Genomic DNA, 14,700 nt, shown 5'->3' with positions numbered 1-14,700 from the left:
TCAGTAGTGAAACGACGCATCGCCGATGGTAGTGTGGTGCTTCACCATGTGAGAGTAGGTCATCGTCAAGCTCCTATACGAAAGCCCTGATCAGTTTACTGATCAGGGCTTTCTCTTTTCTGCTCGAATGATGGTGTGGCTGTGAGAGTCCCGGAGTGCCGGCCACCGGAACGCCGGCCGGATCATCGTCAAGCTCCTATACGAAACCCCAGATCGCAATCGCGGTCTGGGGTTTCTTCTTTGTGGCGCGGAAAATACAGAGCGCATCCAGCGGGTTGGTGCGCATTCGCGAGCAAAGCTCGCTCCTACCGGCGATGTATCACTCCAGCGACTTAGGCGGATTTAACTGTCTGCACGCCATGGTCGCCTTGCTGTGATGAGTCACAGGCATTATCGATGCGCGATTAGGTTTCGAATGATCCATTGATAACGCCTGATCCTAGCGATCCCATCAGACGTGGCGAGCACTAAGGCATTCTCTTATGCGTCAATCGAGCCGAATCACCTTCCGTTCCACCTTTCGCATCAAGATCAGCGATCGGGAAAGCGACACCCTGATCGGTTATGCCGGCGACGTTTCCGAGTGCGGAATGAAACTGCTGACCGATACCGCGGTAGAGCCAGGAACCGAACTGAAACTGCGTGTGCGTATGCGTGACCGCCACGGAGAGATGCGCCAGGTAGACGTAGACATGGCTTGTCAGTGGTCGCAGGAAAATATCCGCACCGGCTTTTTCGAGGCAGGGCTCGCTCTGCAGGGGGACTCGGCTGAGTACGTGCAGCTGATCGAGGGCATGCGCAAGGTGCGCAAGGAGAAGGCTTAGGTAGGCTGGGCAGTGACGCAGCGTAACGGCGATCTGATGCCGGAGTGATTATTCCTGACTGCTAGCGCGGCATGGTGGATGCGAGGACGCATCCACCTTCGCAATCTCGATCAGCCCAGAGTGCCGAGGATATTGACGCCCACCCTGTCCGGAATTTCGTTCTGCGACAGCACGTGCAGACCGGGGCTGAACACCCGGGCGTAGCGGGCCAACAGAGGGCGTAGCTGCGGCATCACGGTAAGGATCGGAGGGTGGCCGTCCTTGCGCAGCTTTTCCTTTACCACCGGCATGGTGTTCTGCAGCTGGTTGAGCAGGCTCGGTTCTACCGGGATGTTGTCAAGGCTCACCGGACCGGCCTGTTGGGCGATGGCCAGGGCGTTGAGCAGAGTATTTTCCAGCGCATTCTCGAGGATGAACACCGACAGCTCCTGTCGCTCGCCCGCGATCATGCCGACGATGCTGCGGCGCAGCGCGTAGCGCACGTCGGACGCCAGCAGCACCGGATCCTTGGTCGACTCGCTGGCTTCCAGCAGGGTGGTGGCGATGGTGACGATATCCTTGAGTGGCACCTGCTCCTGCAGCAGCTGACGATAGACACGGTGCTGCTGGGTGTAGCTGAGCTGGTTCTTCAGACTCTCGGCCAGCTTCGGCGCCTGCACCTGCAGCCGCTGCATCAGATGGTCGACATCGTCGTGCTTGAACACGTCCGGCAGATGTTCGCGGATCACCTTGTTCAGGTGCGTGGCGATGACGCTGGCACAGTCGATCACCTGGTAGCCGAGATTTAGCGCACGCGCCTTGTCCTCCGGCTGAATCCACACCACCTGCATGCGGTAGGCCGGGTCGACGCCGAGAATGCCGTCGATCTCGCCATAGAGCTCCGGTGAGGGGATGGCCATCATGCGGTCGGCATGCAGTTCGGCGCCGTCGATCTTCTCGCCATTGATCTGGATGCTGTACTGCGAGGCCTTCAGACGCAGGCTGTCGCGGATGTGCACCTCCGGCAGGAGGAAACCCAGGTTTTCCGAAAGCGTCTGGCGTACGCCGCGTACACGCTGGGTCAACGGCGCGCCGGCGGCTTCGTTGACCAGGCCCACCAGCTTGTAGCCCAGCGAAACCGACAGCCGCTCCACCAGCGGGATGTCCTCCCACACAAGGTTCTGCGCGCGCTCCTGGTCCATCGCCTTGCCCAGAGCTTCCACTTGCTCCAGGCTCGCTGCTTCTTTCGGCGGGCCGTTGCGCGCCACCATCCAGGCGACGAAGGCCACCAGCGCGGCGAAGCTGATAAAGGCCAGATGCGGCATGCCCGGCACCAATGCCAGGGTGAAGAGAATGCCGGCCACGGTGTAGAGCAGCGCCGGCTGGGCCAGCAGCTGGCGGTGCACCTGATCGGTGATGTCCGAGGATTCGTTGATCCGCGTGACGATGATCGCCGCCGCGGTGGACAGCAGCAGCGCCGGAATCTGCGCCACCAGGCCGTCACCGATGGTGAGCAGGGCGTATTGCTGGAAAGCCTGGCCGGCACTCAGGTCGTAGACGAACAAACCGATGGCGAAGCCGCCGAAGAGGTTGATCAAGAGAATCAGAATGCCGGCGATGGCATCGCCGCGGACGAACTTCGAGGCGCCGTCCATGGCCCCGTAGAAGTCGGCTTCCTTGGCCACGTCAGCGCGGCGGCGCTTGGCTTCGTGCTGCTCGATCAGGCCGGCGTTGAGGTCGGCATCGATGGCCATCTGCTTGCCCGGCAGCGCATCGAGAGTGAAGCGCGCGGTGACCTCGGAAATACGCTCGCCGCCCTTGGTGATGACGATGAAGTTGATGATCATCAGGATCACAAACACCACCAGGCCGACGATGAAGTTGCCACCGATCACCACCTCGCCGAACGACTCGATCACCTTGCCCGCCGCACCGGTACCGGTGTGACCCTCGAGCAGCACCACGCGGGTAGAGGCGACGTTCAGGCACAGACGCAGCAGGGTGGTGATCAGGATCACCGTGGGGAACAGGGAGAAATCCAGCGGGCTTTTCGACGACACGCTGACCAGCAGCACCAGGATCGCCATGGCGATGTTGAAGGTGAACAGGGCATCGAGCAGCACCGGTGGCAGCGGCAGGATGACCATGGCCAGGATCGACAGGATCAGCACCGGAATGCCGATGCGGCCGCTGCGGAAGGTGGGCGCGAGTTGCTGCAGTAGGTTCATGAATCAGCCCCTGTTGGCCAAGCTGTCGGGAATCGGGAGGTTGCTCGCCAGTTGCGGCTTGCTTCTGCGCCCCTGGCGCCAGGCCTTGAGCTGCAGGATGTAGGTCAGCACATGGGCCACTGCGGTGTAGAGCGGGGCCGGGATCTGCTGGTTGATCTGGGTGGTGAAGTAGATGGCGCGTGCCAGTGGCGGAATCTCCACCACTTCGAGCTCGTGCTTGGCCGCCATCTGGCGCATGTACAGCGCGGTCTCGTCGACGCCCTTGGCCAGCACGAAGGGCGCGGCGGCCTTCTTGCTGTCGTACTTGAGCGCTACGGCATAGTGCGTCGGGTTGACGATGACCACATCGGCGTTCTTGATCACCTTGCTGATCTGCCGTTGCAGCATCTGCCGCTGCAACTGCTTGATGCGCGCCTTGACCTCCGGGCGGCCCTCCTGATTCTTGTGCTCTTCCTTGCGCTCCTGCTTGGTCATGCGCAGCTTCTTGAGGAAGAAGTAGCGCTGCAGCGGGATGTCGATGAAGGAGAACAGCACGAACACCAGCATCAGGCAGAGGATCAGGTTGAAGGTCAAATCAAAGGCCGCCGAGATGGCTTCGAGCACGCTGCTGCGCTGCAGGGCGATCAGTTCCGGCAAGGCCGCGCGCACCAGCACATAGCCAATGCCGAGCAGTACCAGCACCTTGAGCACCGACTTGAGCAGCTCGCTCCAGTTCTGTGCCGAGAAAATCTTGCCGAGGCCGGTGATGGGATTGAGCTTGCTCAATTTAGGCGCGAAGTTCTTTGCGGAAAACACCCAGCCGCCCGGTACCAGCGACAGCACCACCACCAGTACGGAGGTGAGCAGCATCGGCGCCAGCAGCTTGATGAACACCAGTATGTTGTAGCCGAGCAGGGTGTCGAGATCGTCCAGGCCGATTTCGCTGTGGCCGAACTGGATATAGGACAGGCGGAAGCTGTCGCTGAGCCCTTCCATGAAAAGGCCGGCGCTGAATTTGAGAATGAACAGGGTGGCGATCAGCGAGATGGTGGTCGACAGGTCCTTGGAGCGCGCGACCTGGCCGTCGTCCTTGCTCTTCTTCAGTTTGTGTGCGGAGGCTTCTTCCGTCTTTTCCTGGCCGCTGTTTTGCTCAGACATCGCCGCCCTCGCGCAGAATCACGCCGATGCCGTTGAGCAGTTCGCGGGTCAGGTGCAGGTAGCTGTCGGGCAGGTTGGGCAGGGTCAGGTAGATGCACAGCAGGCCCATCAGAATGCTGATGGGAAAGCCCAGGGAGAACAGGTTCATCGCCGGCGAAATGCGGTTGAGCAGGCCGAAGCAGAACTGCACCAATGTCAGGCAAAACACGATCGGCAAGGTCACCAGCACGGCGGCGGCCAATACCCAGGCGAAGGCCTGGACGAAGCTCTGCGCGCCCAGGTAATGCAGACCGCTGCCCACCGGCCAGAACAGGAAGCTCTGGTACAGCACGCTGACGGTGACCAGATGGCCGTCGATGACGAAGAACAGCAGCACCAGCAGGATGAAGTACAGCTGATAGACGATCGATGACGACGACACGCCGTTCACCGGATCGTTGTAGCGCGCCATGCTCATGCCCATCTGCGTCGACACCACCTCGCCGACCAGCATGAAGATGGTGAACACCAGTTGCAGGGTCAGGCCCAGCAGCACACCGAAGGCGATCTGTTCCAGTGCGGTCATCAGCCCTTTCAGCGACAGCGGGTCGATCGGCGGCATGTCCGGCAATGCCGCACCCAATGCCACCGTCAGCGCCAGGGCGAGCAGGATACGCACGCGTACCGACACCGCCTTGTGGTTGAACAAGGGCGCCATGCTGAGCAGCGCGACGATGCGGCAGAACGGCCACCAGTAGGCCTGCAGGCTGGTCAGATACTGGCTGGCATGCAGCACGGGTTCGGACATGCGTCAGCCCACCAGATGCCCGGCCTGCTTGAAGGTTTCGATGAACAGATCCCCCAGGGTGCGCAGAATCCAGTGGCCGGCGAACACCAGCATCGCCAGGGTGATCAACAGGCGTGGGAGGAAGCTGAGCATCTGCTCGTTGATCTGCGTAGCCGCCTGGAAAATGCTCACCAGCAGGCCGCCGAGCAGGCTCGGCACCACCAGTACGCAGACGATCAGACCGGTGATGTAGACGGCATGAGCCACCAGCTGGGCGGCGTGTTCGGGCGTGAGCATCGCAAGGCCTCGCTAATAGGGCTGGATACTGGTGGTGAGGGTGCCGACCAGCAGCGTCCAGCCGTCGACCAGAACGAAGACCAGCAGCTTGAACGGCAGCGAGATCATCATTGGCGAGAGCATCATCATGCCCATCGCCATGAGTACGCTGGCCACCACCAGGTCGATTACCAGAAAGGGCACGAAGATCATGAAGCCGAGCTGGAAGGCGGTCTTCAGCTCGCTCAGTACGAAGGCCGGCAGCAGCAGGGAAAAGTCCAGCTGGGCCAGGTCCTCAGGCAGCTCTTCGCCGGCCAGGGCGACCAGGGTTTCCAGCGAGTTCTTGCTGGTCTGCGCCAACATGAACTGGCTGATGATGCGCTTGCCTTCGCCCAGGCCCTGCTCGAGGCTGATCTGATCCGCTTCGAACGGCACGTAGGCCTCGGTGTACATCTCCTGCCACACCGGGCGCATCACCAGCAGGGTGAGGCACAGGGCAATGCCGATCAACACCGGGTTGGGCGGGCTTTGCTGCAGGCCGATGGCCTGACGCAGGATGGCCAGGACGATAATGAAGCGGGTGAAGCAGGTCATCATCATCAACATGGCCGGGAGAAAGCCCAGCAGCGTCATGATCAGCAGGATCTGCAGCTTGACGCTGAGAGTCTGGCCGTCTTCGGTATCGTTGAAGTTGAACAGGGTGATGTCGCCGCCAGCCGCCTGGGCCAGCAGCGGGCAGCACAGGGCCGCCAGCAGCAGGCCGAGTTGCAGCAGCCGGCGCAGCATCACACGCCCAGCCCGCTGAGGCCGCTACCGGACAGCTCGACGATGCGCAGGCCGTAGTTGCCGTTCATCACCACCACTTCGGCCTTGGCGAACAGCGCACCGTTGACCTTCACGTCCAGCGGCTCGCCGGCCAGCTTGTCGAGGGCAATCACGCTGCCTGCATCGACATCCATCAGCTCCTTGAGCGTGATCTCGGTTGAGGCCACTTCCAGGGTGACATTGACCGGGATCTTGCCGAAGAAGCTCAGGTCCTGCTGCGGCAGGCCGACCGGAGCCTGCTCTGGCATGGCGTCGCTGACGGGCTCGTCAATGACAAGGCCGGCGTCGTTGATCAGGCTGTCGAAATCGTTATCGGAAATGGGGCTGCTCATGGGGTCTTCACGCTCTCAAGAGAAGTCAGGAACAAGGAGCCGTCGTCTTCGAAGATGGCGCCGCGAAACAGCTTCTGCTGGTTGATTTGCACGTCGCAGCGCTCCAGCAGGCGCATCGGCAGGATGTCGCCGGGGCGCAGGGCGAGGACCTGCGACAAGGGCATCTGCAGGCTGGCCACCACGCAGTCCAGGCGTACCGGCAGCTGGCGAATCTGATTGAGCGAGTTGCCGCTCTGGGCCACCGGTGCCGGAGGTGTCAGGCGGTTGGTCAGCTCATCGACCAGCTGTGTATCCAGATAGATGAAGATCGATGCCTGGCTGCCGGTGATGTGGCTGGTGAAGTGGAATTGCGCCACGTACTCCCAGGTGGTCTCGTCATAGGTGTTGTCGTACGGCTCGAGCTTGCCGAAGGTCTGCCCGGCGAGAATCGAGCGGGCGAACAGCTGGCTCACGTCCAGACCCAGACGCGTGCGCATGCGTTGTTCCGAGGTGCTTACCGGTGTCTCTTCATGGTTGGGCAGACAGGTGCCGCCGTAGTAGCACTCCAGCGCTTCGGTCAGCAGAGGGCGGTCCATGGCAAAGCCGACCTTGCCCAGTGGCGAGCGATAGAGACACTCGGCTTCTTTATCTACCTGCTCGTGAACATCGACCCGAAGCAGCTCGAGATTGATTCGATAGTTGCGCAGAAAGTAGTCGCTGATGATTCGCGGATATTTGCTGGAAAGCTCGCGAATATAGTTGGGGATCTTGTGATAGTGCCGGCCAAGTTTCTGCGGTTTCAACCGGGTCAGACTGTCGGCGGGCACGCCATGAAGGACTTTTTTAATCCCGGTCATGTTGTGGGCTGTATTCCTGGTTGTAACTGCGAGTGCACCAACGAGCACTTCGCTGGGCGTGCAGAGGACGTTTTGATGTGCCGGCGGGCCGCAGCAGCAGCGCAGGGGCAATGGCGTCGAAAATCATCCGGGCGCAGCGCTGCAGCCCAGTGATGACGAGGGGGAGTCTAGGCGGAGGGAGGTCGGGAAATTAAATCAATAGATATCAAATGCTGTTTTTGATGGCGGCTTGCCAGCATTGATAGAAAATAACAGCAAGTAATTCGGCGATTTTTTGTGCGCTTGTTAACGTTCGCGCCGTGATCCGCCGCGCACACATAGGCAGGCCATCCAGTGCTGCCGAAGTTGACCAATAAGAGCGACGGAAAGTTTCGAAAGATTAAGGGGCCATGTGAAAAAAATCTGTCATCTGTTTGGCAGTTTTGAACACGGGGTCGTATGCCGCCGCCTGGCTCATGAAAGACATCGGGTGATTTACCTTGAAGCATTCAACTCAAACGGTAAGTTACGCCTGCGACGAGCTGTTCGATGAACAGCTGGGGCAGCAACATATAGTCGTGATCGGCCAGGCCGATGCCGCCAGCGAACGACTGCTGACCGGCGGACTGCAGCGCCAGGGTTATCCGGTTCGGCGTTTTGCCAGCTGCCTGGAGCTGGATCCGGCCGCGCTTGAAGATGCCAGCCTGGTGCTGGTGTTCGTCAGTAGTCTGGCCGGCAGCACCCTGTATGCCCAGATGGGCGCTATCCTGCGCCAGGTCGGTCGCGTCGGCGTAGTGCCGGTGGTGGAGTATGTCGATCAGGAAAAGGCCGCCGCGCTACTCGAGCTGGGCTGCGTCGATTATCTGCTGGCGCCATTCAGCGAAGCCCAGCTCAGTGCCTTGCTGCGTCGTCAGGAGTCGGCCAGCTCCGGCGAAGAGGGTTTCGTTTCCTGCTCGCAGGCCGGCCGCCGCCTGCTGGCCATGGCCCAGCGTGTGGCCATGACCCGTGCGCCCATTCTGATCACCGGCGAGACCGGCACCGGCAAGGAGCTGATGGCGCGCTACATCCACCGTTTCTCGGCTCAGGACGATGCGCCCTTCATTGCCGTGAACTGCGCGGCTATTCCCGAGCAGATGCTCGAATCCATTCTCTTCGGCCATGAGAAGGGCGCTTTCACCGGCGCGGTCAGCGCCCAGCCGGGCAAGTTCGAACTGGCCAACGGCGGCACGTTGTTGCTCGACGAGATCGGCGAGTTGCCGCTGGGGTTGCAGGCCAAGCTGCTGCGCGTGCTGCAGGAGCAGCGTGTCGAGCGCCTGGGCGGGCGCCGCGAAATCGCCCTGGACGTGCGCATCATCGCCGCCACCAACCGTGATCTGCAGCAGGAAGTGGCCGAGGGGCGTTTCCGCGCCGACCTCATGTTTCGTCTCGATGTACTGCCGCTACACATCAGCCCGCTGCGTGAGCGCAAGGAAGACGTGCTGGCCCTGGCGCGTCGCTTCATTCGCCAGTACGCGCCGCAGGATGCACGCCATGAACTGCTCACCGAAGATGCCTGCCGCGCGCTGCTGGCGCATGACTGGCCGGGCAATGTGCGCGAGCTGGAGAACTGCCTGCAGCGTGCGCTGATTCTGCGCAATGGCCTGTACATCCAGGCTCAGGACCTGGGTCTGAGCGTCCCTGTGAGCTGCGCGGCAGAACAGGCGCCACGTCTGCAGCCGCAGGTGCCCGAAGGCGGCAAGGCAGCCTTGCGCGCGAGCGGCAAGTGGGCCGAGTACCAGCACGTGATCGACACCATCCGCCGTTTCGGCGGGCACAAGACCAAGGCCGCCGAAAGCCTTGGCATGACCCCGCGCGCGCTGCGCTATCGCCTTAACGCCATGCGTGAGCAGGGCGTTCAGATTCCCGTCTAGGAGAAGCAAAGGATGAATCCGATTAGCCAGGTGCAGCAGGACCTGTTGGGCCGCATGGAGCAGATGAAGAACCTCGGCGAAGCCTCGCCGATCAAGCCGGCGCAAGCCTTTGCCGTGCAGCCTGGCGAGCCTGGGTTTGCTGCGGCTTTCGACAATGCGGTGCGTGCGGTGGACGCGCAGCAGCATCGCTCCGGCGAGCTGATGGCAGCCGTGGACAGCGGGCAGAGCGATGACCTGGTGGGAGCGATGATCGAGAGCCAGAAGGCCAGCGTTTCCTTCAGCGCCCTGATGCAGGTGCGCAACAAGCTATCCAGTGCTTTCGACGACATCATGAAGATGCCGCTGTAAGCGGATTGGGGACTGACGCGTGCTGCAGACCATAAGAAGCAAGCTGCCTGAACACGGGCTGAAACTCGATCCGCGCATGACCCTGATCGGCCTCGCGGTGATCGCCGCGTTGCTGGCCGTTGGCGTGGTGTTCTACCTCTGGCGTGACCAGGGCTCTTTCCGCCCGCTGTACGGCACCGGCGAGGCGTATCCGGCCGCCGAGGTGATGCAGGTGCTCGACGGCGACGCCATCAGCTACCGCTTGCATCCGCAAAGCGGTCAGGTGCTGGTGCGCGAGGATCAGCTCGGCCGCGCGCGCATGCTGCTGGCGGCCAAGGGCGTGCAGGTCAAGGTGCCGGCGGGCTACGAGCTGTTCGACAAGGACGAGCCGCTGGGCACCAGTCAGTTCGTTCAGGACGTGCGCCTCAAGCGCAGCCTGGAGGGCGAGCTGGCCCGCACCGTGATGGCGCTCAAGGGCGTTGAGGGCGCACGCGTGCACCTGGCGTTGCAGGAGAGCAGTTCCTTCGTGGTCGGCAAGCGCGAGCCGGGCAAGGCCTCGGTGATGTTGCAGCTGGCGCCCGGCTACAAGCTGACGCCGGAACAGGTCAGCGCCATCGTCAATCTGGTGGCCGGTAGCGTGCCGCAGCTCGAGGCCGGCAACGTGCAGGTGGTCGATCAGTACGGCGCGTTGCTCTCGCGCGGCATCGATACCCTCGGCGGCCCGGTGCAGAACTGGCAGGTGGTCGATGACTATCAGAGCAAGGCGGTCGCCAATGCCGAAGCGGTGCTGGCGCCGGTGCTCGGAGGCGGCAACTACCGTATCAGCGTGTCGGCCGACATCGACTTCAGCCAGAAGGAAGAAACCTTCCAGGCCTATGGCGAGAACCCGCGCCTGCGTAATGAAGTGCTGCGTGACGAAAGCGTACTCGACCAACTGGCTCTCGGCGTGCCCGGTTCGCTGGCCAATCGCCCGCCGCAACCGGCTCCGCCGGCCAATCAGGCCGCCAACCAGCAGGCGCAGGCAGGCGCCCAGGGCGACAACGCTAACCAGGCGGCGACTTCGCTGCGCAAGGAATCCAACCGGCAGCTCGATTACGACCAGAGCATCACCCACGTCAAACACGCGCCCTTCAGCCTGCGTCAGCAGAGCATCGCCGTGGTGCTCAATGCGGCGGTGGCGCCGGAAGGCGGCTGGACGCCCGAGGCGCGCGAGGAGCTTGCGGCCATGGTCAAGAGCGCCGTGGGTTTCAATCAGGCGCGCGGCGACCTGCTGACGCTGAGCGTCTTCCCCTTCACCGATGCCGGCATTGGTGGTGCGGGTGAGGATCTGCTGCCCTGGTGGGAAAACTCCAAGGTGCATGACCTGGCCAAGCTCGGCGTGTTCGCCCTGATCAGCCTGCTGCTGTTGCTGATGGTGGTGCGTCCTGCGGTGCGCAGCCTGAGCCAGCGCAACCAGACGGGGTTGCCGGCGGTGGCCGAGGGCGATGATCAGCTCGCCCTGCATGCCGAGCGGGCGGCCGAACGCCTGCTGGCCCGCGTCGGTGACGACGCGCCGGGGGCTACCGTGCTCGGCGAACTAAGCCCCTTGTCGGAGATTCGCCTGCCGGCGCCCGGCTCGGGCTTGGAACTACAGATCGAACACCTGCAGATGTTGGCCAAGAACGATCCCGAGCGCGTCTCGGAAGTCATCAAACAATGGATAGGACGCAATGAGCGAGACCTCAACCCAGCCTGACGGCCGCGGTGGTTCCACCGCCAAGGAAATGCGCCTGCGCGTGCAGAAGCGTTCGCTGAGTTCTTCCGAGCAGGCCGCGATCCTCATGCTGAGCATGGGCGACGAGATTTCCGCTGGCGTGCTCAAGCACTTCTCCCGCGAGGAAATCGTCAGCATCAGCCAGGCCATGGCGCGACTGTCCAACGTCAAGCAGCCGATGGTCTCCGACGTGATCGGCCGCTTTTTCGAGGACTACAAGGAGCAGAGCAGCATCAAGGGCGCCTCGCGTGGCTATCTCGACGGCATGCTGAGCAAGGCGCTGGGCAGCGAGATCACCCGCTCGCTGCTCGACAGCATCTACGGCGAGGAAATCCGCGCCAAGATGGCCAAGATGGAGTGGCTCGACCCGAAGCAGTTCGCCGCGCTGATCGCCAAGGAGCACGCGCAGATGCAGGCGGTGTTCCTCGCCTTCCTGCCGCCGGGCATGGCCAGCGAGGTGATCGAGTGCATGCCCAAGGAGCGCCAGGACGAGCTGCTGTACCGCATCGCCAACCTCAGCGAAGTGAACAGCGACGTCATCGCCGAGCTGGAGCAGCTGATCGAACGCAGCCTGGCGGTGCTCAGCACCCAGGGTTCTCAGGTGCGCGGCATCAAGCAGGCGGCGGACATCATGAACCGCTTCAAGGGCGACCGCGGGCAGATGTTCGAGCTGCTGCGTGCCCATGACGACCAGCTGGTCGAGCGCATCGAGGACGAAATGTACGACTTCTTCATCCTCTCGCGGCAGAACCAGGACGTGCTGCAGGCGCTGCTCGAAGCCGTGCCGCTGGAGGAGTGGGTGGTTGCCCTCAAGGGCGCCGAGCCGGAACTGGTGCGTGCCATCCAGGGCGCCATGCCCAAGCGCCAGGCGCAGCAGATGGAGTCGATCAACCGCCGCCAGGGCCCGGTGCCGTTGAGCCGCGTCGAGCAGGTGCGCAAGGACATCATGGCCGTGGTCCGCGAAATGTCGGCCAGCGGCGAGCTGCAGGTGCAGCTGTTCCGCGAACAGACGGTGGAATGAGATGACGGTCAAGGTGATCAAGGGCGACGCCCGCCAGTGGCGCGCCTACCGCTTCCCGCCGCGCAGCAGCCAGCCGGCCGCGGACTGGAGCGGCGATGCCGCCGGCCTGCAGCGGGCCATGGCCGACGGCTTTCAGCAGGGCATCGAAAAGGGCTATCAGGACGGCCTGCAGCAGGGCGAGGAAGCCGGGCGCCAGGCCGGCTTCGAGCAGGGGCGCGACGAGGGTCTGCAACTCGGGCGAGAGCAAGGCCGCAGCGAAGGGCGTCGTGAGTTCGAGCTGGCTGCGCAGCCGCTGCAGCAGATCAGCGAGAAGGTCGAACAGTATCTCGGCGAGCTCGAGCACAAACGCCGCCAGGAGTTGCTCGAGCTGGTGAAGAAGGTCTCGCAGCAGGTGATCCGCTGCGAACTCACGCTGCATCCGACCCAGTTGCTGGCGCTGGTCGAGGAAGCGCTGGCCAGCATGCCGGGCGAGCCCGAAGACGTGCAGGTCCTGCTCAGTCCCGAGGAATACGCGCGGATCAAGGCCGTGGCGCCGGAGCGTGCCGCCGGCTGGAAGCTGGTGGCCGACGAGCGCCTGGCGTTGGGCGAGTGCCGCGTGGTCACGCCGCAGGCCGAAGCCGACGTGGGGTGCCAGCAGCGTCTGGATGCCTGCATCGACACTCTGGCCGAACACCTGCACCTGACCGAAGCCTGAGCAGGAGCGGACGCCGATGCTCGACTACAAACTCGACGAAGCGCTGCGCTCGCTCGACGGCGTGCAACTGGCCAAGGTGGCCGGGCGCCTGGTGCGTGTCTCCGGCATGCTCCTGGAGAGCCTCGGCTGTCAGCGCAGCACCGGCCAGCGCTGCCGCGTCGAGCAGGCCGACGGCAGCCTGCTGGATGCGCAGGTGGTCGGCTTCAACCGCGACATCACCTACCTGATGCCGTTCAAGAAGCCGGTCGGCCTGGCTGCCGGCTCGCGGGTGTTCCCGGCCAAGGACGAGGCGCTGCTGCAGATCGACGAATCCTGGCTCGGCCGCGTGGTCAATGGCCTCGGCGAGCCGCTGGACGAGCGCGGCAAGCTCTCCGGGCGTGACCCGTTGCCGGTCGAGCTGCCTTCGGTCAATCCGCTCAAGCGCCGTCCGGTGGAGGCCGCGCTGGATGTCGGCGTGCGCGCCATCAACGGCCTGCTGACCCTCGGCAAGGGCCAGCGCGTCGGCCTGTTCGCCGGCTCCGGGGTGGGCAAGAGCGTATTGCTGGGGATGATCACCCGGCAGACCAAGGCCGACGTGGTGGTGGTCGGGCTGATCGGTGAGCGCGGCCGCGAGGTGCAGGAATTCATTCTCCATTCGCTTGGCGAGGAAGGCTTGCGCAAGGCCGTGGTGGTGGTGGCGCCAGCCAACGAGTCGCCCCTGATGCGCCTGAAGGCCACCGAGCTGTGCCACAGCATCGCCGCCTATTTTCGCGATCAGGGCCAGGACGTGCTGCTGCTGGTCGATTCGCTGACCCGATACGCCATGGCCCAGCGCGAGATCGCCCTGGCCCTCGGCGAGCCGCCAGCGACCAAGGGCTATCCGCCTTCGGTGTTCGGCATGTTGCCGGAGCTGGTGGAGAGCGCCGGCAACGGCGAGAGCGGCAGTGGCAGCCTGAGCGCCATCTACACCGTGCTGGCCGAGGGCGACGACCACCAGGACCCGATCGTCGACTGCGCGCGCGCCATCCTCGACGGCCATATCGTGCTCTCAAGGCGCCTGGCCGATGTCGGCCACTACCCGGCCATCGACATTTCCGCCTCGGTCAGCCGCTGCATGAGCCAGGTCGGCGAGCCTGCGCACCTGGCTGCCGGGCGCCAGTTCAAGGAGTTCTACAGCACCTATGAAAAGATCAAGGAGCTGATTCCGCTGGGTGGCTACACCCCGGGCATGGACGCCAAGACCGACCGCGCCGTGCAGCTGGCGCCCAGCCTCGAACGCTTCCTGCGCCAGGAGGTCGGTGCCAGCGCCGAGCTTGGCGCCAGCATCGCCACCTTGCAGAGCATCATCAAATGAAAGAACAGCTGGAAATGCTCGGACGCCTGGCCAGCCTGCGCGGCAGCAAGGTGCAGCAAATGCTCGGCCGGGTCAGTTATCAACAGAACCTGTGCCAGCGCTACCGCAACAACATCACCGGGCTCAGTCGCCTGTGTGGTTTCACCGTGCCGATGACGACGCCACTGCAGCGCGACAACCAGCAGCGTTACAAGGCGACCCTGTACAAGATGGTCGAACTGCAGCGTCGCGAACTGGCGCTGGCCGAGGAGAACCTGGTGCGCATTCAGCGCGAGCTGCTGGCAGCGATGCGCAGCGAGAAGGTCATCACCCAGTTTCTCGAGGGCAAGATGGGGCAGTGGCAGGAGCAGCTTGCCCGTCAGGAGCAGAAGATTCAGGATGGGCTGGCCGCGCAGGCCTGGTGGCGCGCCCAGGTCAGCTAATTTTATTCGACGTGTTTAAGTTCTTGCCGTGCCCGGTCGCTCTTAGGCCATAACACCA

General features: G+C 63.2%; 15 protein-coding genes. 8 read left to right on the top strand and 7 right to left on the bottom strand.

Going from position 1 to position 14,700, the window contains the following annotated elements; all coding sequences use genetic code 11:
- Positions 1–482 precede the first annotated feature (482 nt).
- Complete coding sequence (locus DXK50_RS24030) at positions 483–824, top strand: PilZ domain-containing protein (RefSeq protein WP_212632025.1); 342 nt, start codon at positions 483–485, stop codon at positions 822–824.
- Positions 825–934: 110 nt separating this feature from the next.
- On the opposite strand, the gene flhA is transcribed toward DXK50_RS24030, so the two are convergent.
- From flhA to DXK50_RS23995, 7 genes are read right to left on the bottom strand one after another with little or no spacing between them, the layout of a single operon-like run.
- Positions 935–3,031: a flagellar biosynthesis protein FlhA gene (gene flhA, locus DXK50_RS24025; RefSeq protein ID WP_212632024.1), complete on the bottom strand. Its 2,097-nt coding sequence runs from the start codon at positions 3,029–3,031 to the stop codon at positions 935–937.
- 3 nt (positions 3,032–3,034) lie between these two features.
- Positions 3,035–4,168: a flagellar biosynthesis protein FlhB gene (flhB, locus tag DXK50_RS24020; protein ID WP_212632023.1), complete on the bottom strand. Its 1,134-nt coding sequence runs from the start codon at positions 4,166–4,168 to the stop codon at positions 3,035–3,037.
- On the bottom strand, positions 4,161–4,955 hold the full coding sequence (gene fliR, locus DXK50_RS24015) for a flagellar biosynthetic protein FliR (RefSeq protein WP_212632022.1): 795 nt from the start codon (positions 4,953–4,955) through the stop codon (positions 4,161–4,163). Before fliR ends, flhB begins: the two co-directional genes overlap by 8 nt.
- Positions 4,956–4,958: 3 nt before the next feature.
- A complete protein-coding gene (locus DXK50_RS24010) occupies positions 4,959–5,231 on the bottom strand; it encodes a flagellar biosynthetic protein FliQ (RefSeq protein ID WP_012020176.1) in 273 nt (90 codons plus the stop codon).
- 12 nt (positions 5,232–5,243) lie between these two features.
- Positions 5,244–5,996, bottom strand: coding sequence for a flagellar type III secretion system pore protein FliP (gene fliP, locus DXK50_RS24005; RefSeq protein ID WP_212632021.1), 753 nt, complete (start codon positions 5,994–5,996; stop codon positions 5,244–5,246).
- Positions 5,996–6,367 carry a flagellar motor switch protein FliN gene (fliN, locus tag DXK50_RS24000; protein WP_212632020.1) on the bottom strand — a complete coding sequence of 124 codons (372 nt, stop codon included), beginning with the start codon at positions 6,365–6,367 and terminating at the stop codon, positions 5,996–5,998. Before fliN ends, fliP begins: the two co-directional genes overlap by 1 nt.
- Entirely contained in the window at positions 6,364–7,203 is an 840-nt protein-coding gene (locus DXK50_RS23995) for a FliM/FliN family flagellar motor switch protein (RefSeq protein WP_212632019.1), read from the bottom strand. The genes fliN and DXK50_RS23995 overlap by 4 nt, the downstream gene beginning before the upstream one ends.
- Before the next feature lie 479 nt (positions 7,204–7,682).
- Between DXK50_RS23995 and DXK50_RS23990 the strand changes: the two genes are divergently transcribed.
- From DXK50_RS23990 to DXK50_RS23960, 7 genes are read left to right on the top strand one after another with little or no spacing between them, the layout of a single operon-like run.
- Positions 7,683–9,092 (top strand): sigma-54 interaction domain-containing protein, encoded by a 1,410-nt coding sequence (locus DXK50_RS23990; protein WP_212632018.1) that lies wholly within the window; start codon positions 7,683–7,685, stop codon positions 9,090–9,092.
- 12 nt (positions 9,093–9,104) lie between these two features.
- Positions 9,105–9,440 carry a flagellar hook-basal body complex protein FliE gene (locus DXK50_RS23985; RefSeq protein ID WP_197858537.1) on the top strand — a complete coding sequence of 112 codons (336 nt, stop codon included), beginning with the start codon at positions 9,105–9,107 and terminating at the stop codon, positions 9,438–9,440.
- Positions 9,441–9,459: 19 nt separating this feature from the next.
- On the top strand, positions 9,460–11,154 hold the full coding sequence (gene fliF / locus DXK50_RS23980) for a flagellar basal-body MS-ring/collar protein FliF (protein WP_212632017.1): 1,695 nt from the start codon (positions 9,460–9,462) through the stop codon (positions 11,152–11,154).
- A complete protein-coding gene (locus DXK50_RS23975; RefSeq protein WP_212632016.1) occupies positions 11,129–12,193 on the top strand; it encodes a FliG C-terminal domain-containing protein in 1,065 nt (354 codons plus the stop codon). The genes fliF and DXK50_RS23975 overlap by 26 nt, the downstream gene beginning before the upstream one ends.
- 1 nt (position 12,194) lies before the next feature.
- Positions 12,195–12,887, top strand: a complete 693-nt coding sequence (gene fliH / locus DXK50_RS23970) for a flagellar assembly protein FliH (RefSeq protein ID WP_161867926.1) — start codon at positions 12,195–12,197, stop codon at positions 12,885–12,887.
- A 16-nt stretch (positions 12,888–12,903) separates the two neighbouring features.
- Complete coding sequence (gene fliI / locus DXK50_RS23965; RefSeq protein ID WP_013717781.1) at positions 12,904–14,220, top strand: flagellar protein export ATPase FliI; 1,317 nt, start codon at positions 12,904–12,906, stop codon at positions 14,218–14,220.
- A complete protein-coding gene (locus DXK50_RS23960; protein ID WP_212632015.1) occupies positions 14,217–14,642 on the top strand; it encodes a flagellar FliJ family protein in 426 nt (141 codons plus the stop codon). The genes fliI and DXK50_RS23960 overlap by 4 nt, the downstream gene beginning before the upstream one ends.
- Positions 14,643–14,700 lie beyond the last annotated feature (58 nt).

The sequence above is a fragment of the Pseudomonas sp. KB-10 genome, assembly GCF_018221585.1.
Lineage (GTDB): Bacteria > Pseudomonadota > Gammaproteobacteria > Pseudomonadales > Pseudomonadaceae > Aquipseudomonas > Aquipseudomonas yangonensis.
The sequence above is the reverse complement of the archived record's forward strand: the minus strand, read 5'-3'. Positions and strand labels throughout refer to the sequence as shown.